The following is a 22,779-nucleotide window of genomic DNA, read 5'->3' as shown; positions in this document are numbered from 1 at the left end:
AAGAATATCATTAGCCTAAGGTGCAGAAAACAAAATCTGTTCCACAATCTTAAGCCGGCTTAAAAGTATATAAAAAAATACATACTTGCAGGCCACCACGCAACTATAGTACTGTGTGCTACAACTATAAACACAGATTTTACTGAGTGTTTGGCAACAGAATTTAGTAATTTGCCACGTTTGATTATCGCAACTCAGAATTCATGTATACCTATCGTCACTTGTTCGATTTCACGAACGAAATATTTTTAGCTATCGGCTGCCCGCCCAAAGATGCCAAGCTTGCAGCCGAAGTTTTACTGGAAGCCGATTTGCGCGGTGTAGACTCGCATGGCGTGGCCCGTTTGAGTGGCTATGTTCGCCTGTGGGAAGCTGGCCGCATCAACCCAAACCCCAATATGCAGATTGTGCACGAAACGCCAAGCACTGCCACGGTAGACGGCGATGGTGGTTTAGGTTTGGTAATTGCACCTAAGGCCATGGATATTGCCATTGAGAAAGCAGAGAAAGTAGGTACGGGCTGGGTATCGGTGCGTAACTCCAACCATTTTGGTATTGCCGGTTACCACGCCATGGAAGCACTGAGCTCCGATATGATTGGACTAGCCATGACTAACGCCAGCCCACTGGTTGCCCCGACGCACTCTGTAGACCGCATGCTTGGCACCAACCCGATCGCTGTAGCTGTACCAACTCATAAACAACCACCTTTTGTAGCCGACTTTGCCACGGCATCGGCCGCTAACGGTAAACTGGAGATACTGCAGCGCAAAAATAAAAAAGCACCTGTTGGCTGGATTCAAACCGCCGAGGGCGATGATACCGATAATGCCAATGAACTGAAAGACGGTGGCGCTTTGCTCCCGCTCGGCTCAGACCTGACACACGGCAGTCACAAAGGATATGCACTGGCATCTATAGTTGATATTTTCTCGGCTGTGCTGTCGGGTGCAAACTATGGCCCGTGGGTGCCGCCGTTTGTAGCGTTCCTTAACCCGCCTGCCGATCCGGTTGGGAAAGGAATAGGCCACTTTTTGGGAGCGATGCGTATTGATGCCTTCCGCCCTGCCGATGAATTTAAAGAGAACATGGACCGCTGGATAGAAACCTTCAGAGCTGCCAAAACCAAAAAAGGCGAGAAGGCTGTGCTTATCCCCGGCGACCCGGAACGAGAAATGACCGAAATCCGACTCAAAGAAGGTATTCCGTTGCTGGACCCTGTGGCCGAAGATTTGGAGAAGTTAGGTAAGAAGCTTGGCATTAAGTTTTAAACTAAAACTATAGCACCAACTATAAAGCCATGAATCTATCCCTCCGGTGGCTGCTAATGCTTTGCTTGCTTGCAACTATAACAACGGCAACGGCACAGAAAACAGAACGCTTTTATACTGCTGCTATAGCTGATACTGCCCGTAACTATACCTTGGTTATTCAGCCTGAAAAAGGAAGGCCAGCTGGCATGGTACTGCTGTTCCCAGGTTTTGGAGAGACTCCTGCTGACGTGCTAAAGGAAACGACCTTCTCGATGGCTGCGACGAGAGCCGGATACGTGGTAGCTATAGCTGTGATAGACGGTAATGCCGGGTTATATTTAACGGATGCCAAACAACAGCGGATTGCGCAGTTAGTGCAGGACCTGCAGAAGAAATATAAGCTGAAGGATAAGAAGTTAGCGGTTGGCGGTTTCTCGATGGGTGGCACAACAGCTGTTAAATTCGCAGAGTATAGTTTGGCTACTTCTGCTGGTCCAAAAGTGTCTGCTCTTTTTGCCGTGGACCCGCTGCTGGATATGGAACGTTTTGAGCGTAGTGTACTGAAGGCTGTTCAACGTGATCAGTCGCCGAGGGCCAAGCAAATGCTGCAGTATATGCAGTTACTGCTTCAGCAGGATTTCGGTGCTACTCCAGTACAAAACCCGGAGAAATTCTACACCATCTCTCCCTATGCTTATTCCGACACAGCAAATACCGCTATTAAACCACTGAAACAGCTGCCTGTACTTTTGTTTTCAGAACCAGATGCCATTAACCAGTTTAACACAAACCACCGCGATCTATACGACCTGAACACTGCTGACTGCATGAGTATGATTGCTGACCTGCAAAGCATGGGCAACCAACAAGCTCAACTCGTTCTTACAGCAGGCAAAGGCCGCCGTACCGATGGTACTGTTAATCCGCACTCGTGGTCTATACTGGATGTCGAGCAAACTATAGCTTGGTTAAAACTGCACTTGAAATAAGGCACATAGGCCAGCAACTATAAAACAGAATCGCCGGCAATTTATAGTTGCCGGCGATTCTGTTTTATAGTATATCGGGCCAGAGGCCCGACTATAGTTCGTCACGAGCGTGAATGCCCGCGCTATAGTTGTAATTACTCAATCTTCTTGCCCGTCATGGCTTGTTTAATTGAGATTTGCATGACGCGTTCTGCAAACGGGCTCGTCTGTTCTTCCAGAATATCCACGGCTTTCAGGATCGCATCCTTATCACCACTGTCCAGCACGTTTTTCAGGTTCTGCACATTGGTTCTGGTCAGCTCTATTTCTTCGGCAGTAAGGTGCTCGCCGTTCTTCTCTACAAAGCGCTCTACCTGGTAAATCATCTGCTCTGCTGTTGTGCGGGCTTCGATCACCATACGGGTAGAAACGTCTTCTTTAGCGTGCGTGATAGAGTCCATCAGCATCTGCTCTACCTGCTCATCAGTTAAGCCATATTGTGGTTTCACTTCCACTTCCTGGCGCACACCGGAGCGAAGCTCAATAGCTTCCACTTTCAGGATACCGTCAGCATTCAGAATGAAATTCACATCTACTTTCGGGAAGCCAGCCGGCATGGCAGGTATACCTTTCAGGTCGAACTCTGCCAGTTTACGGTTCTCTTTTACTAAGTCGCGCTCCCCCTGGTAAACAGAAATCTTCATGTTCACCTGTCCGTCTACCGAAGTGGTATACTGGCGGCCTGCTTTGGTTGGTATTTTAGAGTTTCTCGGGATGATAGAATCCATCAACCCGCCCATTGTTTCAATGCCTAAGGTTAGTGGGGTTACGTCCAGCAGCAGAATATCTTTACGGTTACCGGCCAATATGTCAGCTTGTATGGCCGCGCCCAGCGATACTACCTCATCCGGATTCAGCGAATTATTGGCAGCTTTACCAAAGAACTCCGACACGCCATCATATACCATCGGCACACGTGTTGAGCCACCCACCATAATCACGGCATCAATCTGCTCAGGCTGTAGTTTGGCATCGGTCATGGCCTGGCGGCAGCTTTCTATCGTTCGTGCAACTATAGGTGCGATCAAAGTTTCAAACGTATGGCGCTCTATGTGGCAATCTATAGTTCCGTTTATAGTTGCTGTGTAAATCGGCTGCGAGCTCAGGGTTCTTTTAGCTTCTTCGGCCTTTAAGCGAAGTTCCTGCTGCAGGCTCTTGTCTTGATTTATAGTATCAGCAATCAGCTGATTATTTTGTATCCAATAGTTGATAATGGCGCGATCAAAGTCATCGCCACCCAGGTAGGTGTCGCCGTGCGTTGACAGCACTTCGAAGATGCCCTGATGAATGCTCAGGATCGAGATATCAAAAGTACCGCCACCCAGGTCGTAAACTGCAACTGTTTTCTCTTCGTTCGGGTCAATGCCAATGCCATACGCCAGCGCAGCAGCAGTTGGTTCGTTTACAATGCGCAGCACCTCCAGTCCGGCCAGTTTGCCGGCATCGCGGGTTGCCTGTCGCTGCGAGTCGTTAAAATATGCTGGTACAGTAATTACAGCACGGTTTACAGGCGTTTTAAGCGAGTGCTCTGCCCTTTCGCGCAATTCCCGTAGTATCTCTGCCGAAAGCTCAATAGGTGAAAAGAATTTGTCGCCTACCCGTATTTTAACCAGCCCTTCGCTGTCGTCATCTATTATTTTGTAGCCAAAATAATCTGTATGCTCCCCAACATCTTTGTATGATTTGCCCAGCAGGCGCTTTACCGAGTAAATGGTATTGGCCGGGTCAGTGGTCAGGTAATCTTTCGCCTCAGTGCCAACTATAGTTTCGCCGGTTTGGGTAAAATGCACCACAGATGGTACTATAGTACCACGCCCCTGATCATTAATAGCGATTGGTTTTTTATCTTCAGGATGGATGTAGGCCACCAGACTGTTGGTTGTGCCCAGATCTATACCAACTATAACTTCTTCCTGCTGAATAGAGCCGGTTGAAAGATTTATTGCAACTTTTGCCATCGTATCGTTACTTAGGTTTAGCTGCCACTTTAAAGTGACAGCCCAATAGCACAAAGTTACGAATTATTTAGGCAGGGATTAAGTGATATGCAGGTTTATGACTGTCGTTACGGTTTCAGAATCCCGAATGCAAGCGGATATAGTTGGCTACCGGAGCCTCTGCTGATCAGGATACAGACTCTTACTACATTAAGTGCATTCAGAAAATATAATATCAGGTAGAAATAAAGTCCATATTTCACTCCAGGATAATGCATAAGCTTCATCCAGACGAATACAGCTATAAGCGGATACGTCAGCAGCGACCATGTTATCTGGAAATTTAGCAACGCGATTCCCTGCTCATGCACATGCAGCACTTTTCTTTTCTGTGTAACCCATATAATTAATGGGAGAATGATATTGCCCAGCGGAATCATCAGGTAAGTAAGTGCAGATAAGTGCATTAACAGGAGCACACTTTTATCAGCTTCCTTATTATAGTCGTAAACTTCTTCAACGTCCACACCCAACGCCTGGCAAACAGATTTTAATGTATAGCCGCGTGGTTCGGTCTCTCCTTTCTCAATGCGCTGTAGTGTTCTTAGGTTAATGCCTGCCTTCTCCGATAGCTCTTCCTGGCTTAATCCTTTGCGTTTCCTGATCTCAAAGATTCTTTGTCCTAGCGTCGTCATTATTGCTATAGTTTATTTAGGCAATACTACTCCCTTAAAATACTTATTGATAGCGGTTTTAGTATGACACTTTTACGACATTTGAGTCTGAACGCCGTTTGTGAGCTTTAATTGGCATCTTTATAAACAAAAAAGCTGCTCCCAGGAACAGCCTTATTTATAACCCGCAAATTTTGATTCAAACTATAGCTTACTTCTCTTTCTTGGGCACTATAATAAACACGTCTTCGTTCGGGCGCTTCATCAGGTATTTTTCGCGGGCGTACTTTTCCAGCAGGTCAGGATTTCCCATTAATGCATTGCGGTCTTTCACCACCTCTTCCATTTTCTCCAGGTAACCTTCTTTTACGGTTTCCAGGTCACTGAGCTGTCTGCTCATCCTGTATTGCGTAATAAAGTCGTTTGAGTCGAAAAAGAGCATCCACACTACAAACAAGGCGGTAGTGATAAAATAGAAACTGCGAAAAAACTTCGGAATGCGCTTGATCATAGAAAACTGAGACTAGAGGGTACTTACACAAAAATAAGGCTGTGGATCATATAACCCACAGCCTTAGCAATAAATATTTTAGAAGATAGGATTTTAGAACTTACGACCAGGATAATACGCTATCTCACCAAGCTCCTCTTCGATGCGGATCAGTTGGTTGTATTTTGCCATACGGTCTGAACGCGAAGCAGAACCCGTTTTGATCTGTCCTGTGTTAAGTGCCACGGCCAAATCAGCAATCGTGTTATCTTCTGTTTCTCCGGAACGGTGGCTCATTACGCTCTTATAACCATGACGCAGGCCTAAGTTAATAGCGTTTATAGTTTCGGTCAGCGTACCAATCTGGTTAACTTTGATCAGGATAGAGTTAGCTACGCCCTGGTCAATGCCTTGCTGCAGACGCTTCACGTTTGTTACAAACAGATCGTCGCCAACAAGCTGTACATTCTTACCAATCGTATCAGTAAGCTCCTTCCAACCTGCCCAGTCATCTTCTGCCATACCATCTTCAATAGAGATGATCGGGTATTTTTCAGTCCATTCTTTCCAGTAACTTACCATGTCCGAAGACGTCAGTTTATCGCCGGTTGACTTCTTGAAAGTATAAAGACCTGTAGACGCATCATAGAATTCTGAGCTGGCTGCATCCATAGCAATCATCATGTCATCGCCTGGCTTGTAACCAGCAGCTTCAATTGCCTGCAATACCACTTCAATAGCTTCCACGTTAGATGCAATGTTTGGTGCAAAACCACCCTCGTCACCTACGTTTGTAGAAAGTCCTTTTTTCTTCAGTACATTTTTCAGGTGATGGAAAACTTCAGAGCCCATACGCAATGCTTCTGAGAAAGAAGGGGCACCAACCGGCATGATCATAAACTCCTGGAAATCGATGGAGTTATCAGCATGGCTGCCACCGTTCAGGATATTCATCATTGGCACTGGCAGTGTATTTGCGTTTACACCACCTACATAGCGGTAAAGCGGCATGTTCAACTCCTGTGCAGCTGCACGGGCTATTGCCAGCGATACACCAAGAATTGCATTTGCACCCAGGTTAGCCTTGTTATCAGAGCCATCTAGCTCTATCATGATCTTATCAAGCAGATTCTGCTCAAATACAGGGAAACCAACAAGCTCTTCTGCAATTTTACCGTTCACGTTTTCAACAGCCTGCAGCACACCTTTACCCATGTACTTGCTCTTGTCGCCATCGCGTAGCTCTACAGCTTCGTGTACACCGGTTGATGCACCAGATGGAACAGCAGCACGGCCCAAAATGCCGCTTTCAGTGATTACATCTACTTCAACAGTAGGATTACCTCTCGAATCAAAGATCTGTCTTGCTTTGATATCTGTGATTAAGCTCATTGGTTTGTTTTTAACTATAGTTTTACTTGATTTTTACTTTTCTCTAGAAGTGCCACAAAGTCATCGAAAAGATATTCTGAATCATGTGGCCCCGGAGATGATTCCGGGTGATATTGTACTGAAAAAGCTGGCTTGTTTTTCATGCGCATTCCTTCAATGGTATTATCATTCAGGTTAATGTGCGTTACTTCCAGCTCCGGATGGTTTTTAAGGTGCTCAGCATCTACTACAAATCCATGATTCTGGCTTGTAATTTCACTCTTACCAGTTACCAGGTTTTTTACCGGATGGTTAAGTCCCCTGTGACCATTGTGCATCTTGTAAGTTGGTACCCCGTTGGCATGCGCCAACATCTGGTGTCCCATGCATATACCGAACATCGGCTTTTCCTTCTCCAGTATTTGCTTTACGCTATCAACAGCAACCTGTGTGGCAGCTGGGTCTCCAGGTCCGTTTGAAATAAAGTATCCATCGGGATTCCATTTCTCCATTTCCTCGAATGGCGTGTTATAAGGGAATACCTTTACTTCACAACCACGCTGCATAAAGTTATGCAAACTATTGCGTTTAACCCCTAGGTCAAGCACAGCTACTCTGTACTTGACATCTTCCGGCTTCAGCTCATACGTATCAGGTGTACTTACTTTAGACGAAAGCTCCAGTCCTGTCATAGATGGCACTTCAGCCAGCTTCTTACGCAATTCTTCCACATCCGTTATTTCAGATGACACAATTGCATTCATTGCACCCTTATCGCGAATGTGACGAACCAGTGCTCTTGTATCAATCTCGCAAATCCCAACTATACCTGCCTTTTCAAAATAGTCCTGCAGAGATCCTTCAGCAGTTTTGCGTGAGAAAAAATGCGAAAAATCTTTACAAACCAGTCCGCTGATCTGCACTTTATCAGACTCTACTTCTGAAGGTATTACGCCATAGTTACCAACATGCGACACCGTGTTAACAACCATCTGACCATAGTAGGATGGATCAGTAAATATTTCCTGGTAGCCAGTCATACCGGTATTAAAGCAAAGCTCACCACCGGATGTGCCTATTTTGCCCAGGCTCTTTCCTTTATAAATTGTACCATCTTCCAATAGAAGGATGGCTTCTGTAGCGGTATGTTTTTTCATCTCGAAATTTTTACAAACATAAAAAAGGGACACGACTTACGTCATGTCCCTTTAAAATATTTCAAAGAATGTGCTTATTCAGCATCTTTTGTGCCTTCAGCAGTTGCATCAGTTTCAGCAGCTTTTGGAGCTTCAGCAGCACCTTCTGCTTTTTTCTTAGCACCACCACGACGACGCGTTTTCTTAGCACCAGTCGTACCAGTTGTTGCCAGCATATCCTCGTTGTAGTCTACCAGTTCGATAACACACATTTCTGCGTTGTCACCCAATCTATAGCCAGTTTTAAGGATACGAGTGTAACCACCCGGTCTGTTTGCAATTTTGCCAGCTACTTCATCAAAAAGTTCTTTAACTGCGCCTTTCTCCTGAAGATAAGAGAATACAGTTCTTCTTGAATGCGTAGTGTCGTTCTTTGATTTAGTTAGAAGAGGCTCTACATACTTACGAAGCGCTTTTGCTTTTGCAACTGTTGTAGAAATACGCTTTTGCAGGATAAGGGAAGCAGCCATGTTAGACAGCATCGCCTTACGGTGAGCAGCAGTTCTTCCTAAGTGATTGATTTTTTTACCGTGTCTCATTTTATTAATTGTGCACGTGCATACCGTCGATCAACCTTTGCGGGATCGGGAATTATGCCGTAGGTTATTATTCTTCTTCTAATTTATATTTAGAAAGGTCCATGCCAAAAGTCAGGCCTTTCTCCTGTACTAAGTTCTCTAACTCAGTCAACGATTTCTTACCGAAGTTACGGAACTTCATCATGTCAGAAATATCTAACTGTACCAGGTCGCCAAGCGTTTTAATGTCAGCAGCCTTTAAGCAGTTGTACGCTCTAACAGATAAATCCATATCCTGAAGTGGTGTCTTCAGAACTTTGCGCATATGCAGCAGTTCTTCATCTACTACCTCTTCCTCTTCTGGCTTAGCCGTCTCAAAAGTCATTGTGTTGTCAGAGAAAAGCATGAAGTGTTGGATCAGGATATTTGCTGCTCCTTTCAATGCTTCTTCCGGATGGATTGATCCGTCTGTCTGAATTTCAAGCACAAGTTTCTCATAGTCCGTCTTTTGCTCCACACGAGTGTTTTCAACGCTGAACTTCACATTCTTGATCGGTGTGAAGATAGAGTCGATAGCAATAAGACCGAACACCTGGTCAGCTGGCTTATTCTCTTCAGCAGGAACGTAACCACGGCCTTTCTGAACAGTAAGCTCTACTTCTAAAGAAATATTCTTATCCAGGTTGCAGATCACAAGCTCAGGGTTAAGTACTTCAAAGCTTGAAGTAAACTTGCTGATATCGCCGGCATAGAAAGTATCTGTACCATTGATTGTCACCGTGATCTTGTCATCAATAACTTCGCTGATTTTCTTAAAGCGAACCATTTTCAGATTCAGTATGATGTCAGAAACATCCTGAACCACGCCTTCAACAGAGGAGAACTCGTGCAGTACACCAGGTATGCGAACGCTAGTTATTGCATATCCTTCTAGTGAGGAAAGCAGAATTCTTCGCAGAGCATTACCGATGGTTACACCGTAACCTTTTTCAAGCGGCTTAAATTCAAATAAACCATGAAAGTCGTCGGCTTTCTCCATTACAACCTTCTCTGGCATTTGAAATGCTAATATTGACATACTTGCAGTGTTAAAGGTTAAAAATTGATTATGCTGCTTACTTAGAGTAAAGCTCTACGATTAACTGCTCCTGGATTTTCTCAGGAATCAGATCGCGCTGAGGGGCAGAAATAAACTTACCAGCCATTTCAGTTGCATCCCACTCTAACCAGCTGAACTGTCTTGCATTACGAACAGATAAGCTTGCTGTAATGGCCTCAAGAGACTTAGACTTCTCTCTAACAGCTATAACATCACCAACTTTTAAACTATAGGAAGGTATGTTTACGATGTTACCATTAACAGTAATGTGCTTATGTAGCACAAGCTGACGTGCAGCTCTGCGTGTTGGCGCAATACCTAAACGATAAACCGTATTGTCTAATCTTGATTCCAGGAGGATTAACAGGTTTTCACCAGCAATACCACCTTTTCTCTGTGCTTTCTCAAACAGGTTAGCAAACTGCTTCTCCAATACACCATAGATGTATTTAGCTTTTTGCTTTTCAGTCAGCTGAATAGAATATTCAGACTGCTTTTTACGACGGCCACGACCGTGTTGTCCTGGAGGATAAGCTTTCTTTTTTAATGCTTTGCTTGGGCCAAAGATCTCTTCGTTAAACTTTCTTGAGATCTTACTTTTAGGACCAGTATATCTTGCCATTTTATTTAATCTACTTTAAAAATTAAACTCTTCTGCGTTTAGGAGGACGACATCCGTTGTGAGGAAGTGGAGTAACGTCTTTAATAGTTGTTACTTCGATACCTGAATTTTGCACAGTACGGATGGCGGACTCTCTACCTGCACCTGGGCCTTTTACAAAAACTTCAGCTTTACGCATACCTAGGTCATAAGCAACCTTTGCGCAATCTGAAGCTGCCATTTGTGCAGCGTAAGGAGTGTTCTTCTTAGAACCTTTGAATCCCATTTTACCAGCAGAAGCCCAAGATATTACTTGTCCTGCGTTATTGGTTACCGAGATAATAATATTGTTGAAAGAAGCCTTGATGTGTACCTGGCCAGTTGCCTCAACAACTACAACACGCTTCTTAGCTTTGTCTTTTCTTTTCTGAGCCATGATCAATTATTATTTAGAAGCTTTCTTCTTGTTTGCAACTGTTTTACGCTTACCTTTTCTCGTACGCGAGTTGTTCTTAGTACGCTGTCCACGAACTGGAAGACCCTTACGGTGTCTTAATCCACGGTAGCAACCAATGTCAAGAAGACGCTTAATGTGCAACTGAACCTCAGATCTTAAAACACCTTCAGTTTTGATATCAGTTGCTATAATATTTCTGATCTCGTTAGACTCATCTTCAGACCAGTCTTTTACTTTTTTGTCAAGATCCACCCCGGCTTTGTTTAAGATAGTCTTAGACAGATTACGACCTATACCGAAAATATAGGTTAATGCAATCTCACCTCTCTTGTTATCCGGAATATCAACTCCTGCTATTCTAGCCATACTTGTTTAATTAACCTTGTCTTTGTTTATATCTTGGATTTTTTTTGTTGATGACGTAAAGCTTACCCTTGCGACGGATAATCTTACATTCAGCACTTCTCTTTTTTACTGATGCTTTAACTTTCATTGTATTTATTTATATCGATAAACAATCCGACCTTTTGTTAAATCATAAGGAGACATTTCAAGTTTTACTTTATCTCCTGGTAAGATTTTAATGTAATTCATTCTCATCTTACCTGAAATATGGGCAATTAATTGGTGCCCGTTTTCTAACTCTACACGAAACATAGCATTTGATAGTGCTTCAATAATTGTTCCGTCCTGTTCAATAGATGACTGCTTGGCCATTTATGCTTTTTTAGCTTTTTCTATATATTCAAAGGTAGTTAATATTTCTGCTTTCCCCTTACGAACAACCACAGTATGTTCAAAATGAGCAGATGGTTTTCTGTCACGGGTTCTGATAGTCCAGCCATCATCTTCCTGAACAACATTACGGGTCCCCAAGTTGATCATAGGCTCAATGGCTAATACCATTCCCTCCTGAAGTCTTGTTCCCTGACCTCGCTTACCATAGTTTGGTACTTCAGGCGCTTCATGTAAATTTTTACCTACTCCATGTCCCACCAGTTCACGAACTACAGTAAATCCGTTAGTTTCGGCATGCTGCTGAATGGCAAAGCTAACATCACCCATTCTGTTACCGGCAACCGCTTTATCAATACCTTTGTAAAGGCTTTCTTTTGTAACATTCAGAAGCTTTTCTACTTCTTCAGGGACTTCACCTACAGCATGTGTGTAGGCTGAGTCACTATGAAAACCTTTGTAATAAACCCCACAGTCTACAGATAAAATATCACCCGATTTCAAAGCATGGTTTCCAGGGAATCCATGAACTACTACTTCATTGGGTGATATACATAAACTGTATTTAAAACCATTATAGTTCAAAAAAGAAGGTACCGCCCCATGATCTTTGATAAACTCTTCTGCTCGTTTATCAAGAACCTGGGTTGTTACACCCTCCTTTATAAGCGAAGCTATTTCGCCATGGGCTTTGCCTAATATCAAAGCACCCTGGCGAATTAGCTCTATTTCTTCTTCAGTTTTATAAAATATCATTTATTAAGATACCATCGCAATATTTTCTGTTCTTCCTCTCAACTTACCTGATTTCATCATGCCGTCATAGTGGCGCATTAACAGGTGGCTTTCAATTTGCTGCAGCGTATCCAGCACAACACCAACCATAATGATCAGTGAAGTACCTCCAAAGAACTGTGCGAATTCTCTAGTTACACCGAATAGCATTGCAATTGCCGGGAAGATAGCAACAAGGGCTAAGTATATTGCACCAGGTAGTGTTATCTTAGTTAAGATTGCATCGATATATTCAGAGGTAGCACGTCCTGGTTTTACTCCAGGTATAAAACCACCACTTCTTTTAAGATCGTCTGCAATACGGTTAGGATCAACACTGATAGCAGTATAGAAATAGGTGAACACTAAAATCAGAAGTCCAAATACTACGTTATATTGCCAAGATGTAAAATCTGAGAATGTAGATCCTATGTAATTTGCTGTTTCGCTTGAATCAGCCCATAAGCCTGCCAGCATTGAAGGCAGAAACATTAGTGACTGAGCAAAGATAATTGGCATTACACCAGCAGCATTAACTTTTAGTGGAATAAACTGTCTCTGACCGCTATAAAGCGAACTTCCACCTACCTGCTTAGCATACTGAACTGGTATTCTTCTTATCGCCTGAGTCAGCATGACAACTGACATCACCACAAAGAAAAGAACAGCAAGCTCAAATAGGAATAAAAGTGTACCGTTTAATTGCTTTGACAAGAACTCTGCAGCAATTGCACCAGGGAATCTGGAGACAATACCAATCATAATCAGCATCGAGATACCATTACCAATGCCCTTGTCAGTAATCCTTTCACCTAACCACATACAAAAAACTGTTCCTGCTGACAGTACAATCATTGAAATGATAGTGAAGAGTGTTGTGTTAATTACTATAGCCTCTGCAGGAATAGTTGCTACGAAACCTATTGCCTGAGCTAAAGTAATAACGATAGTAAGAACTCGGGTGATCTGGTTGATTTTCTTTCTACCTGATTCACCCTCCTTCTGCATCTTTTGAAAATACGGGACAGCAATAGTAAGTAGCTGTAGTACAATTGAAGCTGAAATGTATGGCATAATACCTAAAGCAAAGATGGATGCATTACTAAATGCACCACCTAAGAAGGTATCTAACAAACCAAATAAACCAGAGGTATTAGCTTCCAGATTATCGGGGTTAACGCCAGGAAGAACAACAAAAGAACCTAATCTGAAAATTGCTATAAATCCAATTGTATTGAGAATCCTTACTCTTAGATCATCAATAGCAAAAATGTTCTTTATTGTTGTTATAAACTTCTTCATACAGATTAGATAGCTACTGTTTTACCGCCTGCTTTTTCTATTGTTGTTGTAGCCGATTGAGAAAAAGCATGAGCATGAACCTCAACTGCTTTATTTAACTCACCTCTACCTAATACTTTAACTTTGTCATTCTTTGAAACAAGACCATGTGCTTTGAAAAAATCAAAGTTAAGTACTGTTTCACCAGTGCTTTCAGCTAATGACTGAAGCACATCCAAATTTATAGCTTTGTATTCAACTCTGTTGATATTTTTAAAGCCGTACTTTGGTACGCGTCTCTGAAGTGGCATCTGACCACCTTCAAAGCCTGATTTCTGCGAATATCCAGAGCGAGACTTAGCACCTTTGTGACCTCTTGTAGAAGTACCTCCTCTACCAGATCCGGTACCACGGCCAAGTCTTTTTCTTGACTTAACAGCTCCTTCAGCAGGTTGTAATGAATTTAAATACATTTTATTGTTCTTTAACTTCTATCAGATTATGAACTTTATTAACCATACCAGCAATCTGTGGTGTATACTCTACAGTTACTGATTTATTGATTTTTCCTAATCCCAGTGCCTTAATAGTAAGCTTCTGAGTCTTAGGTCTGTCAATAATGCTTTTAACTTGTGTGATAGTTACTTTCGCCATGACATTAACCATTAAATACTTTCTGTAATTTTACACCTCTCTGCTGAGCTACGGCCAAAGGATCACGCATTTTAGCAAGAGCATCAAAAGTTGCTTTTACTACGTTATGCGGGTTTGATGAACCTTTAGATTTGCAAAGTACGTCTTTAACACCGGCACTTTCAAGAACTGCACGCATTGAACCACCAGCAATTACACCTGTACCTGGCGCTGCTGGTTTAACTAATACATAACCTCCTGAATATTTACCTTCCATTGCATGTGGAACTGTGTTATGATAAAGAGGAACTTTAACCAGGTTCTTCTTAGCATCATCAATCCCTTTTGCAATTGCATCAGTTACTTCGTTTGCCTTACCCAAGCCATAACCTACTACACCATTACCGTCACCAACTACTACAATAGCAGCAAAGCTGAATCTTCTACCACCTTTAACTACTTTGGCAACTCTGTTGATAGCTACTACTCTCTCTTTGAGTTCGATTTCGCTAGCCTTTACACTACGTATATTGTTCTTCAACATAATATTTTAGAATTTAAGGCCCGCTTCTCTGGCGCTATCAGCCAATGATTTCACTTTACCATGGTACAGGTAACCAGATCTGTCAAAAACAACCTGATTTATACCTTTTTCCAGAGCTTTAGAAGCTATTTCTTTACCTACTTTAGCAGCAGTATCAATATTAGCCTTAGCAGCATCATCTAGCTTAATTGAAGAAGCAGCCGCTAATGTAACACCAGCTACATCATCAATAATCTGTGCGTAGATGGCACGATTACTTCTGAATACAGATAATCTTGGTTTTTCTGCAGTACCAGATATCTTTCTTCTGATGCTCTTTTTTATTCTCGATCTTCTTATTTCTTTATTTACAGACATGATGATGCTAATTATTTAGATGCCGTTTTACCAGCTTTTCTTCTTACAACTTCACCAACAAAGCGGATACCCTTACCTTTATAAGGCTCTACCTTACGAAGTGATCTGATTTTTGCGGCAACCTGGCCTAGCAGCTGCTTATCGTTACTTTCCAGGGTCACAACTGGTGATTTTCCTTTTTCTGTAACAGCAGTTGCACTAACCTCTGAAGGCATTGCTAAAAAGATATTGTGTGAATATCCTAAAGATAGCTCAAGAACCTGACCTTGTACTGATGCTTTGTAACCCACACCTACAAGCTCAAGCTGCTCTTTATATCCTTCACTAACCCCTATCACCATATTGTTGATAAGTGATCTGTAAAGACCATGCATAGCTTTGTGACGCTTCTGTTCAGTTGGTCTTTCAACAACAATCTGGTTATCTTCCTGCTTTACTATGATGTCTGCATCAACAGGAGTAGTCAAAGTACCTTTGGGGCCTTTAACAGTAACCACATTATTATTGTCTATCGTAACCTCAATATTGTTAGGCAGGTTGATTGGCAATTTTCCTATACGTGACATTGTCTCTCCTCCTGATTAATAAACGTAACACAATACTTCACCACCGATATTCTGCGCACGTGCTTCTTTATCAGTCATCACGCCGCGAGAAGTTGAAACGATGGCAACACCTAATCCGTTTAATACGCGAGGAAGTTCATCACCACCTGCATATTTACGAAGCCCTGGCTTACTGATACGCTCCAACTTAACAATCGCAGATTGCTTTGTTGCAGGATTGTATTTCAAGGCTATTTTGATATTCCCTTGTACCGCAGAGTCTTCAAACTTATAGCTTTGAATATACCCTTTATCGTACAATACCTTGGTTATTTCCTTTTTAATTTTGCTAGATGGTATTTCAACTATCCTGTGGTTTGCTTTGATAGCATTACGCACTCGAGTTAAATAATCTGCTATTGGATCTGAGTTCATTATGAATGACTTAAATAATGACGCCTAATTATAAGCGAGCCGCAAAGATAAATATTTTTTCTTTATCTAATCTATAGATATAAGAAAAATTACCAGCTCGATTTTGTTACTCCTGGTATTTTACCTATTAGAGCAAGCTCTCTGAACGTAACACGAGATATACCGAATTTTCTCATATAACCACGTGGTCTGCCAGTCAATTTGCATCTGTTATGCAATCTGATCGGAGATGCATTCTTAGGCAATTTATCTAAGCCTTCATAATCTCCTTTAGCTTTAAGCTCAGCTCTTTTGGCTGCGTATTTCGCTACTGTTTTTTGTCTTTTAAGCTCTCTGGCTTTAACTGCTTCTCTCGCCATTGCTATTACTTTTTAATATTAGTGAAAGGCATACCAAAAGCTTTTAATAGCTCATAACTTTCTTCATCAGTATTAGCTGTTGTTACGAAAGTGATGTCCATACCACTAATGGATTTGATTTTATCAATGCTAATCTCAGGAAAAATGATTTGTTCTTTGATACCGAGAGTATAATTGCCTCTGCCATCAAATCCTTTATCATTAACCCCTCTGAAGTCACGTACACGTGGAAGCGCAACAGTAAGAAGTCTATCTAAGAATTCATACATTTTTTGACCTCTGAGTGTAACACGTGCGCCGATCGGCATACCTTCACGAAGCTTAAAGTTCGAAACAGATTTCTTAGCAATTGTTGCAACAGCTTTCTGTCCTGTGATAGTCGTAAGTTCATCAACCCCGATATCTACCAGTTTTTTATCTGCTACAGCAGCACCAATACCTCTGTTAATGGAGATTTTTGTAATTTTTGGCACCTGCATGATGTTCTTATATTGGAACTTCTCTTTCAGGGCAGGCACTACCTCCGTTTGATATTTTTCTTTTAGTCTTGCAGTTGCCATTTTAGATTACTTCTCCTGTTTTTTTAGAGTAACGTTCAGTTTTACCTTCGCTGTTCTTTCTTCTTGCAGTTTTCACGCGTTCACTCTTACCATCAACCAGCATTACATTGCTGGCGTGTATAGGAGCTTCTACTTTAGTGATACCACCCTGAGGATTTTGAGCACTTGGTTTAGTATGCTTCGTTACCAGGTTCAATCCTTCAACTATTACTTTATTTTTATCTGTAATCACAGATGTAATGCGGCCTGTCTTACCGCGCTCATCACCAGCAATAACTTTTACCGTATCGCCAGTTTTTACATGAAGTTTTTTCTTATTCATCTTTCTGAGAATTAGGAGTTATAGAACTTCAGGCGCTAGTGATACGATCTTCATGAATTGCTTCTCACGAAGTTCACGAGCTACTGGACCAAAAATACGCGTACCGCGTGGTTCGTTATTGGCGTTCAAAAGAACCGCTGCATTATCATCAAAACGAATATAAGAACCATCTTTTCTTCTGATCTCTTTTTTCGTTCTAACAATAACAGCTTTAGAAACCGTTCCTTTTTTAACGTTTCCTGAAGATAAGGCAGACTTTACAGTTACTACAATTCTATCTCCGATAGAAGCGTATTTTTTACCTGTACCACCTAGAACACGGATGCAAAGTACTTCTTTTGCGCCGCTATTATCCGCTACAGTTAATCTTGATTCTTGCTGTATCATCTTACTTAGCTCTTTCTATAATTTCAACTAAACGCCAGTTCTTGTTCTTGCTAAGCGGACGAGTTTCCTGAATACGCACCGTATCACCGATGTTGCACTCATTGTTTTCGTCGTGAGCCATGAACTTTGTTGACTTGCTAACAAACTTCCCGTAGATCGGGTGCTTCATTTTGCTTTCAACAAGTACAGTGATAGATTTGTCCATTTTGTTGCTAACAACCTTACCACTTCTTTCTTTTCTAAGATTTCTCTCTTCCATTTTATTTAAGTATTAAGAGTTAGCTTCAATTTCACGACGACGCAACTCTGTATTCAGACGCGCAATTGTTGCCTTTGTCTCACGAATTTTCATCGGGTTCTCCAACGGCGATATGGCATGTGCAAAACGAAGGTTCTGCATGTTGGTCTTCTCAGTGTTAAGCTTCTCTTGTAGTTCCTCTAAAGACAAAGCTTTTATTTCTGAATTTTTCATTTTATTACTTCTCAACGTAATCTCTACGTACTACAAACTTTGTTTTAACAGGTAACTTCTGTGCAGCTAAGCGAAGCGATTCTTTGGCTACTTCCAGAGAAACTCCGTCAGATTCGAACATGATTGTACCAGGCTTAACAACTGCTACCCAATACTCAGGCGAACCTTTACCTTTACCCATACGCACTTCGGCTGGCTTCTTAGTAACAGGCTTATCAGGGAAAATTCTGATCCATACCTGGCCTTCACGTTTCATTGCTCTCGTCATCGCGATACGTGCAGATTCAATCTGACGGCTAGTAATCCACGATGCTTCAAGTGATTTAATTGCAAATGATCCAAATGAGATAGTACTGCCTCTGTGGGCAAGACCAGTCACTCGGCCTTTTTGCATTTTTCTATATTTAGTCCTTTTCGGCTGTAACATTTTCTAAAACTTAATAATGTTCGCGATCAATTACTGACGACGTTTGTTGCGCTTTGGAGCACCGTCTGTTTTCTTACGGTTACCAGCACTACGTCTGTCACCACCCTGTGAAGAGCCTGGTCCTTTAGATTCTAATCCAGCATTCGGAGTTAAATCTTTCTTACCATAAACTTCACCTCTGAAGATCCATACTTTAATGCCCAGCTTACCATAAACTGTCTGAGCTTCTGATAAAGCATAGTCAATATCAGCACGAAGAGTGTGTAATGGAGTTCTACCTTCTTTGTAATGCTCGGTACGAGCCATTTCAGCACCACCTAAACGGCCTGAAACCTGAACTTTAATACCTTCAGCACCAACTCGCAAAGCGGAAGCAATTGCCTGCTTCATTGCACGACGGAAGGAGATACGAGCTTGAAGCTGTTGAGCAATTGACTCTCCAACCAGTTTGGCATCTAGCTCCGGACGCTTAATTTCAAAGATGTTAATTTGAACATCTTTGCTTGTTAGCTTCTTAAGCTCTTCCTTGATCTTGTCAACCTCCTGACCACCTTTACCGATTACTACGCCCGGACGAGCAGTGTTAATAGTAATGGTGATACGCTTCAGGGTTCTCTCGATTATTATTTTAGAAATACCACCTTTAGGGATACGAGCTAAAATATATTTTCTGATTTTCTCGTCTTCAACAAGTTTATCAGCGAAATCTTTACCGCCATACCAGTTAGAATCCCAACCTTTGATAACTCCTAGGCGAAAACCGATCGGATTTACTTTCTGTCCCATATTCTTACTTATTGGCTTTTTTAGATTTCTTACTGTTTTGCTCTAACTGCTCTTCTGTCATGCTATCGATTACAAGAGTAACATGATTAGATCTTTTTCTGATGCGGTAACCACGTCCTTGTGGAGCTGGGCGCAAACGCTTAAGCATTTTACCTTCATCAACAAAAATTGACTTTACATACAGATTTGCATCTTCAATCTGAGCATCCTCGTTCTTCTGCTGCCAGTTAGATAAAGCTGACAAGAGTAACTTTTCCAGTTTCGCTGCACCAGAATTTGGCTCAAATTTCAGTATACCTAAGGCTTTGGACACGCTCTTACCGCGTACCAGGTTTGCCACTAATCTCATCTTGCGTGGAGATGTAGGCACATTCTTTAATTTAGCTACTGCTTCCATGCTTATCTCTTGCCTTTATCTTTTTTAGCTATGTGACCTCTGAAGTTTCTTGTTGGAGCAAATTCACCAAGTTTATGACCCACCATATTCTCAGTTACATAAACCGGGATGAATTTATTGCCATTATGTACAGCAAATGTATGTCCAACGAAATCCGGAGAAATCATTGATCTTCGCGACCATGTTTTGATAACCGACTTCTTACCTGAGTCGTTCATCGCGAATACTTTCTTTTCGAGCCTATAGTCAATATAAGGCCCTTTTTTTAATGATCTAGCCATTTACTATTTCTTTCCTCTATTAACTATTAACTTTTCTGAATGCTTGTTCTTGTTGCGGGTTTTTAAACCTTTTGCATACAAGCCCTTACGTGAGCGTGGGTGACCACCTGAAGACTTACCTTCACCACCACCCATTGGGTGATCTACTGGGTTCATCGCAACACCACGAACTCTTGGTCTTCTACCCATCCATCTGTTACGACCAGCTTTTCCAAGCTTCACGTTCATATGGTCAGAGTTAGATACTGTACCAACAGTTGCATAGCAATTCACAAGGACCATTCTCAACTCCCCTGAAGGAAGTTTTATAGTTGCATAACGACCTTCACGTGCTACTAGCTGTGCGTAAGATCCTGCACTTCTCGCTAGAACTGCACCTTGGCCTGGCTGCAACTCGATGTTGTGAATAATTGTACCAAGAGGAATATCAGATAAAGGAAGACAATTGCCAATCTCAGGAGCATGTCCTGGACCAGAAACAATAACAGTTCCTACTTGAATTCCAGTCGGAGCAATGATATAGCTCTTTTCTCCGTCTGCATAATTTAACAGGGCAATACGAGCTGTACGGTTTGGATCGTACTCGATTGTTTTAACAGTAGCTGGCACGCCATGCTTCGTTCTCTTAAAATCAATCATTCTGTATTTACGCTTATGACCACCGCCTAAATAGCGCATTGTCATTTTGCCCTGATCGTTGCGTCCACCAGATTTTTTAATAGGTGCCAACAGAGATTTCTCAGGAGTAGACGTAGTAATTTCGTCAAATGCTGGCGCTACTCTGAATCTCTGACCTGGTGTTGTTGGTCTTAACTTTTTTAAAGCCATTTCTGATTAATTATATTGCGCTATAAAAATCGATCATTTCACCTTCTCTCAAGGTTACTATTGCTTTTTTGATCAATGAAGTACGGCCAGTAACTGCACCTGATTTGGTGTATTTTGTTTTGACCTTACCAATTGATCTCATGGTAGCAACATTAGTTACAGTTACACCATAAAGCTTCTCAACTGCCTTTTTGATTTCTACTTTATTGGCTTTTTTATCCACCTCAAAAGCATACTTTCCTACTTCGTTCATGGCAGTGTATTTTTCCGTCACAAGCGGTCTTTTAAGTACGTTCATTACTTATTGCTTAAGAGGTTTTCTAAAATATTTACTGACTCTTCAACTAATACAACTTTTTCTGCATTCAACAGATCATATGTATTAAGATCAGCAGCTGTTGCCACTTTTACTTTAGGAATGTTTCGTCCAGACAACACAATGTTCTGATCATTTGAAGGGATCACAAACAATGTTTTACCTGTAGACTTAATGTTCTCCAGAATAGAGATAAACTCTTTCGTTTTTGGAGCTTCTAAAGTGAAAGACTCTACAAGAGCTACTTTGTTGTCTTTAGCCAGCAAAGAAAGAGCAGAAACTCTGGCTACAGTCTTTAACTTTTTATTAAGCTTAAAGCTATAGTTTCTTGGCTTTGGACCAAACACACGACCACCTCCAACAAACAAAGGCGACTTTAAGCTACCAGCTCTTGCACCACCTGTTCCTTTTTGCTTTTTGATCTTTTTAGTAGATCCTGCTACTTCGTTGCGTTCTTTAGACTTGTGTGTTCCCTGTCTTTGGTTTGCCAGGTACTGCTTTACGTCAAGATACATTGCATGCTGGTTTGGCTCTGCACCAAATACAGCATCAGAAAGAGCAATCTTTCTACCTGTATCTTCACCTTTGATATTCAATACAGAAAGCTCCATTTTATTTCTCGATTAATACGTAAGAGTTTTTGGCGCCTGGTACAGACCCGCTAACTACTAAAAGATTTTTGTCGGCGATTACTCGCATTACAGTAAGGTTCTGAACAGTAACTCTGTTGCCACCAGTTCTACCTGCCATTCGCATTCCTTTGAATACTCTTGAAGGCCATGAACAGGCACCAATAGAACCAGGGTGTCTTGCTCTGTTATGCTGACCGTGCGTCTGGCCACCAACACCCGCAAAACCATGACGCTTTACAACGCCCTGGAAGCCTTTACCTTTTGACGTACCTACCACGTCTACGTACTCACCTTCGATAAACAGGCTTGCATCGATAACATCACCTGCATTTACTGTCAGGCCTTCTGTGTCAAATTCTGCAACCTTTTTCTTTGGAGCCGTATTAGTTTTAGCGTAGTGACCGGCTTCTGCCTTTGTTACTCTTTTTAACTTTTTGTCACCATAGCCAAGCTGTACTGCAGCGTAGCCATCGTTTTCTACCGTCTTCACCTGAGTAACAACACACGGTCCTGCTTGAATAAGCGTTACTGGTATGTTTTTACCATCTGGTGTGAAGAGGCTTGTCATTCCGATTTTTTTACCGATAATTCCAGGCATTCAACTTGTTGTTTTAGATGGATATAATATATTTAGCCCTATAGCTCTAGCTAAGGGAGTGCAAAGTTAAGAAAATTTAATCTTTCTTAACAACTCTTATGTAAAATATTCTTTATCAGTACATAAAAAAAGCGAACCATCGTAAAATGGTCCGCTTTTGTTCTTTATGTTAAGCAGCTATCAAACTTTGATTTCTACATCAACACCGCTAGGTAGCTCAAGTTTCATTAGTGCATCTACAGTTTTAGAGCTAGTTGAATAGATATCTACCAGTCTCTTGTACGTGCAAAGCTGAAATTGCTCACGAGATTTTTTGTTTACGTGTGGTGATCTTAACACAGTAAATTTATCTTTCTCAGTTGGAAGTGGAATTGGTCCACTAACTATAGCACCTGTTGCTTTAACTGCTTTTACAATCTTCTCTGATGACTTATCTACCAGGTTATGATCGTAAGATTTTAATTTAATTCTTATTTTCTGATTCAT

At 41.8% G+C, this 22,779-nt stretch carries 37 protein-coding genes; 2 read left to right on the top strand and 35 right to left on the bottom strand.

What is annotated here, in order from left to right:
- Positions 1–203: 203 nt before the first annotated feature.
- A complete protein-coding gene (locus tag GXP69_RS03785; RefSeq protein WP_163912521.1) occupies positions 204–1,271 on the top strand; it encodes an Ldh family oxidoreductase in 1,068 nt (355 codons plus the stop codon).
- Positions 1,272–1,300: 29 nt separating this feature from the next.
- Positions 1,301–2,242, top strand: coding sequence for an alpha/beta hydrolase (locus tag GXP69_RS03780; protein WP_163912519.1), 942 nt, complete (start codon positions 1,301–1,303; stop codon positions 2,240–2,242).
- Between the two features lie 134 nt (positions 2,243–2,376).
- Here GXP69_RS03780 and dnaK read toward each other — a convergent pair whose 3' ends face one another.
- The 35 genes from dnaK to rpsJ all read right to left on the bottom strand — a co-directional run bounded on the left by dnaK (position 2,377) and on the right by rpsJ (position 22,779).
- Positions 2,377–4,239, bottom strand: coding sequence for a molecular chaperone DnaK (gene dnaK / locus GXP69_RS03775; protein WP_163912517.1), 1,863 nt, complete (start codon positions 4,237–4,239; stop codon positions 2,377–2,379).
- A 107-nt stretch (positions 4,240–4,346) separates the two neighbouring features.
- Positions 4,347–4,913: a helix-turn-helix domain-containing protein gene (locus GXP69_RS03770; RefSeq protein ID WP_163912515.1), complete on the bottom strand. Its 567-nt coding sequence runs from the start codon at positions 4,911–4,913 to the stop codon at positions 4,347–4,349.
- Positions 4,914–5,103: 190 nt separating this feature from the next.
- The gene (locus GXP69_RS03765; RefSeq protein WP_163912513.1) at positions 5,104–5,403 is read right to left on the bottom strand and encodes an FtsB family cell division protein; all 300 of its coding nucleotides are present in this window, start codon (positions 5,401–5,403) and stop codon (positions 5,104–5,106) included.
- Between the two features lie 93 nt (positions 5,404–5,496).
- Entirely contained in the window at positions 5,497–6,774 is a 1,278-nt protein-coding gene (eno, locus tag GXP69_RS03760) for a phosphopyruvate hydratase (RefSeq protein WP_163912511.1), read from the bottom strand.
- Positions 6,775–6,788: 14 nt separating this feature from the next.
- On the bottom strand, positions 6,789–7,910 hold the full coding sequence (gene carA, locus GXP69_RS03755) for a glutamine-hydrolyzing carbamoyl-phosphate synthase small subunit (RefSeq protein ID WP_163912509.1): 1,122 nt from the start codon (positions 7,908–7,910) through the stop codon (positions 6,789–6,791).
- A 74-nt stretch (positions 7,911–7,984) separates the two neighbouring features.
- The gene (gene rplQ, locus GXP69_RS03750) at positions 7,985–8,488 is read right to left on the bottom strand and encodes a 50S ribosomal protein L17 (protein WP_163912506.1); all 504 of its coding nucleotides are present in this window, start codon (positions 8,486–8,488) and stop codon (positions 7,985–7,987) included.
- A 67-nt stretch (positions 8,489–8,555) separates the two neighbouring features.
- Positions 8,556–9,545 carry a DNA-directed RNA polymerase subunit alpha gene (locus GXP69_RS03745; RefSeq protein WP_163912504.1) on the bottom strand — a complete coding sequence of 330 codons (990 nt, stop codon included), beginning with the start codon at positions 9,543–9,545 and terminating at the stop codon, positions 8,556–8,558.
- 37 nt (positions 9,546–9,582) lie between these two features.
- Positions 9,583–10,188 carry a 30S ribosomal protein S4 gene (rpsD, locus tag GXP69_RS03740; RefSeq protein ID WP_163912502.1) on the bottom strand — a complete coding sequence of 202 codons (606 nt, stop codon included), beginning with the start codon at positions 10,186–10,188 and terminating at the stop codon, positions 9,583–9,585.
- A 22-nt stretch (positions 10,189–10,210) separates the two neighbouring features.
- A complete protein-coding gene (gene rpsK, locus GXP69_RS03735; protein ID WP_137759957.1) occupies positions 10,211–10,603 on the bottom strand; it encodes a 30S ribosomal protein S11 in 393 nt (130 codons plus the stop codon).
- Between the two features lie 9 nt (positions 10,604–10,612).
- On the bottom strand, positions 10,613–10,990 hold the full coding sequence (rpsM, locus tag GXP69_RS03730; RefSeq protein ID WP_163912499.1) for a 30S ribosomal protein S13: 378 nt from the start codon (positions 10,988–10,990) through the stop codon (positions 10,613–10,615).
- 10 nt (positions 10,991–11,000) lie between these two features.
- Positions 11,001–11,117 (bottom strand): 50S ribosomal protein L36, encoded by a 117-nt coding sequence (rpmJ, locus tag GXP69_RS03725; RefSeq protein WP_163912497.1) that lies wholly within the window; start codon positions 11,115–11,117, stop codon positions 11,001–11,003.
- A gap of 5 nt (positions 11,118–11,122) precedes the next feature.
- Positions 11,123–11,341 (bottom strand): translation initiation factor IF-1, encoded by a 219-nt coding sequence (gene infA / locus GXP69_RS03720; RefSeq protein ID WP_162346229.1) that lies wholly within the window; start codon positions 11,339–11,341, stop codon positions 11,123–11,125.
- Positions 11,342–12,115 (bottom strand): type I methionyl aminopeptidase, encoded by a 774-nt coding sequence (map, locus tag GXP69_RS03715; RefSeq protein WP_163912495.1) that lies wholly within the window; start codon positions 12,113–12,115, stop codon positions 11,342–11,344.
- A gap of 3 nt (positions 12,116–12,118) precedes the next feature.
- The gene (gene secY, locus GXP69_RS03710) at positions 12,119–13,435 is read right to left on the bottom strand and encodes a preprotein translocase subunit SecY (protein ID WP_163912493.1); all 1,317 of its coding nucleotides are present in this window, start codon (positions 13,433–13,435) and stop codon (positions 12,119–12,121) included.
- Between the two features lie 5 nt (positions 13,436–13,440).
- Entirely contained in the window at positions 13,441–13,887 is a 447-nt protein-coding gene (gene rplO, locus GXP69_RS03705; RefSeq protein ID WP_163912491.1) for a 50S ribosomal protein L15, read from the bottom strand.
- A 1-nt stretch (position 13,888) separates the two neighbouring features.
- Complete coding sequence (rpmD, locus tag GXP69_RS03700) at positions 13,889–14,068, bottom strand: 50S ribosomal protein L30 (RefSeq protein WP_163912489.1); 180 nt, start codon at positions 14,066–14,068, stop codon at positions 13,889–13,891.
- Positions 14,069–14,072: 4 nt separating this feature from the next.
- Positions 14,073–14,591 (bottom strand): 30S ribosomal protein S5, encoded by a 519-nt coding sequence (gene rpsE, locus GXP69_RS03695; protein WP_163912487.1) that lies wholly within the window; start codon positions 14,589–14,591, stop codon positions 14,073–14,075.
- A gap of 6 nt (positions 14,592–14,597) precedes the next feature.
- A complete protein-coding gene (rplR, locus tag GXP69_RS03690; protein WP_163912486.1) occupies positions 14,598–14,948 on the bottom strand; it encodes a 50S ribosomal protein L18 in 351 nt (116 codons plus the stop codon).
- Between the two features lie 11 nt (positions 14,949–14,959).
- Positions 14,960–15,514 carry a 50S ribosomal protein L6 gene (rplF, locus tag GXP69_RS03685; RefSeq protein WP_163912484.1) on the bottom strand — a complete coding sequence of 185 codons (555 nt, stop codon included), beginning with the start codon at positions 15,512–15,514 and terminating at the stop codon, positions 14,960–14,962.
- 15 nt (positions 15,515–15,529) lie between these two features.
- Positions 15,530–15,928 carry a 30S ribosomal protein S8 gene (gene rpsH / locus GXP69_RS03680; RefSeq protein ID WP_163912482.1) on the bottom strand — a complete coding sequence of 133 codons (399 nt, stop codon included), beginning with the start codon at positions 15,926–15,928 and terminating at the stop codon, positions 15,530–15,532.
- 89 nt (positions 15,929–16,017) lie between these two features.
- Positions 16,018–16,287 (bottom strand): 30S ribosomal protein S14, encoded by a 270-nt coding sequence (rpsN, locus tag GXP69_RS03675; protein ID WP_163912480.1) that lies wholly within the window; start codon positions 16,285–16,287, stop codon positions 16,018–16,020.
- 5 nt (positions 16,288–16,292) lie between these two features.
- Positions 16,293–16,847, bottom strand: coding sequence for a 50S ribosomal protein L5 (gene rplE / locus GXP69_RS03670; RefSeq protein ID WP_163912478.1), 555 nt, complete (start codon positions 16,845–16,847; stop codon positions 16,293–16,295).
- A gap of 1 nt (position 16,848) precedes the next feature.
- On the bottom strand, positions 16,849–17,169 hold the full coding sequence (gene rplX / locus GXP69_RS03665; RefSeq protein ID WP_163912476.1) for a 50S ribosomal protein L24: 321 nt from the start codon (positions 17,167–17,169) through the stop codon (positions 16,849–16,851).
- Positions 17,170–17,187: 18 nt separating this feature from the next.
- On the bottom strand, positions 17,188–17,556 hold the full coding sequence (rplN, locus tag GXP69_RS03660; protein ID WP_018476849.1) for a 50S ribosomal protein L14: 369 nt from the start codon (positions 17,554–17,556) through the stop codon (positions 17,188–17,190).
- A gap of 1 nt (position 17,557) precedes the next feature.
- On the bottom strand, positions 17,558–17,815 hold the full coding sequence (rpsQ, locus tag GXP69_RS03655) for a 30S ribosomal protein S17 (RefSeq protein ID WP_163912474.1): 258 nt from the start codon (positions 17,813–17,815) through the stop codon (positions 17,558–17,560).
- A gap of 12 nt (positions 17,816–17,827) precedes the next feature.
- Positions 17,828–18,028, bottom strand: coding sequence for a 50S ribosomal protein L29 (gene rpmC / locus GXP69_RS03650; RefSeq protein ID WP_163912472.1), 201 nt, complete (start codon positions 18,026–18,028; stop codon positions 17,828–17,830).
- Between the two features lie 4 nt (positions 18,029–18,032).
- On the bottom strand, positions 18,033–18,455 hold the full coding sequence (gene rplP / locus GXP69_RS03645; protein WP_163912470.1) for a 50S ribosomal protein L16: 423 nt from the start codon (positions 18,453–18,455) through the stop codon (positions 18,033–18,035).
- Positions 18,456–18,485: 30 nt separating this feature from the next.
- Positions 18,486–19,241 (bottom strand): 30S ribosomal protein S3, encoded by a 756-nt coding sequence (rpsC, locus tag GXP69_RS03640; protein WP_163912467.1) that lies wholly within the window; start codon positions 19,239–19,241, stop codon positions 18,486–18,488.
- Between the two features lie 4 nt (positions 19,242–19,245).
- Entirely contained in the window at positions 19,246–19,638 is a 393-nt protein-coding gene (gene rplV, locus GXP69_RS03635) for a 50S ribosomal protein L22 (protein ID WP_163912466.1), read from the bottom strand.
- A gap of 2 nt (positions 19,639–19,640) precedes the next feature.
- The gene (gene rpsS, locus GXP69_RS03630) at positions 19,641–19,919 is read right to left on the bottom strand and encodes a 30S ribosomal protein S19 (RefSeq protein ID WP_163912464.1); all 279 of its coding nucleotides are present in this window, start codon (positions 19,917–19,919) and stop codon (positions 19,641–19,643) included.
- Positions 19,920–19,922: 3 nt separating this feature from the next.
- Positions 19,923–20,747, bottom strand: a complete 825-nt coding sequence (rplB, locus tag GXP69_RS03625; RefSeq protein ID WP_163912462.1) for a 50S ribosomal protein L2 — start codon at positions 20,745–20,747, stop codon at positions 19,923–19,925.
- Positions 20,748–20,757: 10 nt separating this feature from the next.
- Positions 20,758–21,045 (bottom strand): 50S ribosomal protein L23, encoded by a 288-nt coding sequence (rplW, locus tag GXP69_RS03620; RefSeq protein ID WP_163912460.1) that lies wholly within the window; start codon positions 21,043–21,045, stop codon positions 20,758–20,760.
- Complete coding sequence (rplD, locus tag GXP69_RS03615; protein ID WP_163912457.1) at positions 21,045–21,674, bottom strand: 50S ribosomal protein L4; 630 nt, start codon at positions 21,672–21,674, stop codon at positions 21,045–21,047. Before rplD ends, rplW begins: the two co-directional genes overlap by 1 nt.
- 1 nt (position 21,675) lies before the next feature.
- Entirely contained in the window at positions 21,676–22,293 is a 618-nt protein-coding gene (rplC, locus tag GXP69_RS03610) for a 50S ribosomal protein L3 (RefSeq protein WP_163912456.1), read from the bottom strand.
- A 180-nt stretch (positions 22,294–22,473) separates the two neighbouring features.
- Entirely contained in the window at positions 22,474–22,779 is a 306-nt protein-coding gene (gene rpsJ / locus GXP69_RS03605; RefSeq protein ID WP_007654312.1) for a 30S ribosomal protein S10, read from the bottom strand.

The organism is Pontibacter burrus (assembly GCF_010686685.1).
Taxonomy (GTDB): Bacteria; Bacteroidota; Bacteroidia; order Cytophagales; family Hymenobacteraceae; genus Pontibacter; species Pontibacter burrus.
Note: the sequence above shows the minus strand (reverse complement) of the source record. Positions and strands in the feature narration are given on the sequence as shown.

Bases quoted from the DNA above. Each gene is read 5' to 3' on its own strand.
- GXP69_RS03785 (WP_163912521.1), top strand. From the start codon at position 204: ATGTATACCTATCGTCACTTGTTCGATTTCACGAACGAAATATTTTTA.
- GXP69_RS03780 (WP_163912519.1), top strand. From the start codon at position 1,301: ATGAATCTATCCCTCCGGTGGCTGCTAATGCTTTGCTTGCTTGCAACT.
- dnaK (WP_163912517.1), bottom strand. From the start codon at position 4,239: ATGGCAAAAGTTGCAATAAATCTTTCAACCGGCTCTATTCAGCAGGAA.
- GXP69_RS03770 (WP_163912515.1), bottom strand. From the start codon at position 4,913: ATGACGACGCTAGGACAAAGAATCTTTGAGATCAGGAAACGCAAAGGA.
- GXP69_RS03765 (WP_163912513.1), bottom strand. From the start codon at position 5,403: ATGATCAAGCGCATTCCGAAGTTTTTTCGCAGTTTCTATTTTATCACT.
- eno (WP_163912511.1), bottom strand. From the start codon at position 6,774: ATGAGCTTAATCACAGATATCAAAGCAAGACAGATCTTTGATTCGAGA.
- carA (WP_163912509.1), bottom strand. From the start codon at position 7,910: ATGAAAAAACATACCGCTACAGAAGCCATCCTTCTATTGGAAGATGGT.
- rplQ (WP_163912506.1), bottom strand. From the start codon at position 8,488: ATGAGACACGGTAAAAAAATCAATCACTTAGGAAGAACTGCTGCTCAC.
- GXP69_RS03745 (WP_163912504.1), bottom strand. From the start codon at position 9,545: ATGTCAATATTAGCATTTCAAATGCCAGAGAAGGTTGTAATGGAGAAA.
- rpsD (WP_163912502.1), bottom strand. From the start codon at position 10,188: ATGGCAAGATATACTGGTCCTAAAAGTAAGATCTCAAGAAAGTTTAAC.
- rpsK (WP_137759957.1), bottom strand. From the start codon at position 10,603: ATGGCTCAGAAAAGAAAAGACAAAGCTAAGAAGCGTGTTGTAGTTGTT.
- rpsM (WP_163912499.1), bottom strand. From the start codon at position 10,990: ATGGCTAGAATAGCAGGAGTTGATATTCCGGATAACAAGAGAGGTGAG.
- rpmJ (WP_163912497.1), bottom strand. From the start codon at position 11,117: ATGAAAGTTAAAGCATCAGTAAAAAAGAGAAGTGCTGAATGTAAGATT.
- infA (WP_162346229.1), bottom strand. From the start codon at position 11,341: ATGGCCAAGCAGTCATCTATTGAACAGGACGGAACAATTATTGAAGCA.
- map (WP_163912495.1), bottom strand. From the start codon at position 12,115: ATGATATTTTATAAAACTGAAGAAGAAATAGAGCTAATTCGCCAGGGT.
- secY (WP_163912493.1), bottom strand. From the start codon at position 13,435: ATGAAGAAGTTTATAACAACAATAAAGAACATTTTTGCTATTGATGAT.
- rplO (WP_163912491.1), bottom strand. From the start codon at position 13,887: ATGTATTTAAATTCATTACAACCTGCTGAAGGAGCTGTTAAGTCAAGA.
- rpmD (WP_163912489.1), bottom strand. From the start codon at position 14,068: ATGGCGAAAGTAACTATCACACAAGTTAAAAGCATTATTGACAGACCT.
- rpsE (WP_163912487.1), bottom strand. From the start codon at position 14,591: ATGTTGAAGAACAATATACGTAGTGTAAAGGCTAGCGAAATCGAACTC.
- rplR (WP_163912486.1), bottom strand. From the start codon at position 14,948: ATGTCTGTAAATAAAGAAATAAGAAGATCGAGAATAAAAAAGAGCATC.
- rplF (WP_163912484.1), bottom strand. From the start codon at position 15,514: ATGTCACGTATAGGAAAATTGCCAATCAACCTGCCTAACAATATTGAG.
- rpsH (WP_163912482.1), bottom strand. From the start codon at position 15,928: ATGAACTCAGATCCAATAGCAGATTATTTAACTCGAGTGCGTAATGCT.
- rpsN (WP_163912480.1), bottom strand. From the start codon at position 16,287: ATGGCGAGAGAAGCAGTTAAAGCCAGAGAGCTTAAAAGACAAAAAACA.
- rplE (WP_163912478.1), bottom strand. From the start codon at position 16,847: ATGGCAACTGCAAGACTAAAAGAAAAATATCAAACGGAGGTAGTGCCT.
- rplX (WP_163912476.1), bottom strand. From the start codon at position 17,169: ATGAATAAGAAAAAACTTCATGTAAAAACTGGCGATACGGTAAAAGTT.
- rplN (WP_018476849.1), bottom strand. From the start codon at position 17,556: ATGATACAGCAAGAATCAAGATTAACTGTAGCGGATAATAGCGGCGCA.
- rpsQ (WP_163912474.1), bottom strand. From the start codon at position 17,815: ATGGAAGAGAGAAATCTTAGAAAAGAAAGAAGTGGTAAGGTTGTTAGC.
- rpmC (WP_163912472.1), bottom strand. From the start codon at position 18,028: ATGAAAAATTCAGAAATAAAAGCTTTGTCTTTAGAGGAACTACAAGAG.
- rplP (WP_163912470.1), bottom strand. From the start codon at position 18,455: ATGTTACAGCCGAAAAGGACTAAATATAGAAAAATGCAAAAAGGCCGA.
- rpsC (WP_163912467.1), bottom strand. From the start codon at position 19,241: ATGGGACAGAAAGTAAATCCGATCGGTTTTCGCCTAGGAGTTATCAAA.
- rplV (WP_163912466.1), bottom strand. From the start codon at position 19,638: ATGGAAGCAGTAGCTAAATTAAAGAATGTGCCTACATCTCCACGCAAG.
- rpsS (WP_163912464.1), bottom strand. From the start codon at position 19,919: ATGGCTAGATCATTAAAAAAAGGGCCTTATATTGACTATAGGCTCGAA.
- rplB (WP_163912462.1), bottom strand. From the start codon at position 20,747: ATGGCTTTAAAAAAGTTAAGACCAACAACACCAGGTCAGAGATTCAGA.
- rplW (WP_163912460.1), bottom strand. From the start codon at position 21,045: ATGAACGTACTTAAAAGACCGCTTGTGACGGAAAAATACACTGCCATG.
- rplD (WP_163912457.1), bottom strand. From the start codon at position 21,674: ATGGAGCTTTCTGTATTGAATATCAAAGGTGAAGATACAGGTAGAAAG.
- rplC (WP_163912456.1), bottom strand. From the start codon at position 22,293: ATGCCTGGAATTATCGGTAAAAAAATCGGAATGACAAGCCTCTTCACA.
- rpsJ (WP_007654312.1), bottom strand. From the start codon at position 22,779: ATGAATCAGAAAATAAGAATTAAATTAAAATCTTACGATCATAACCTG.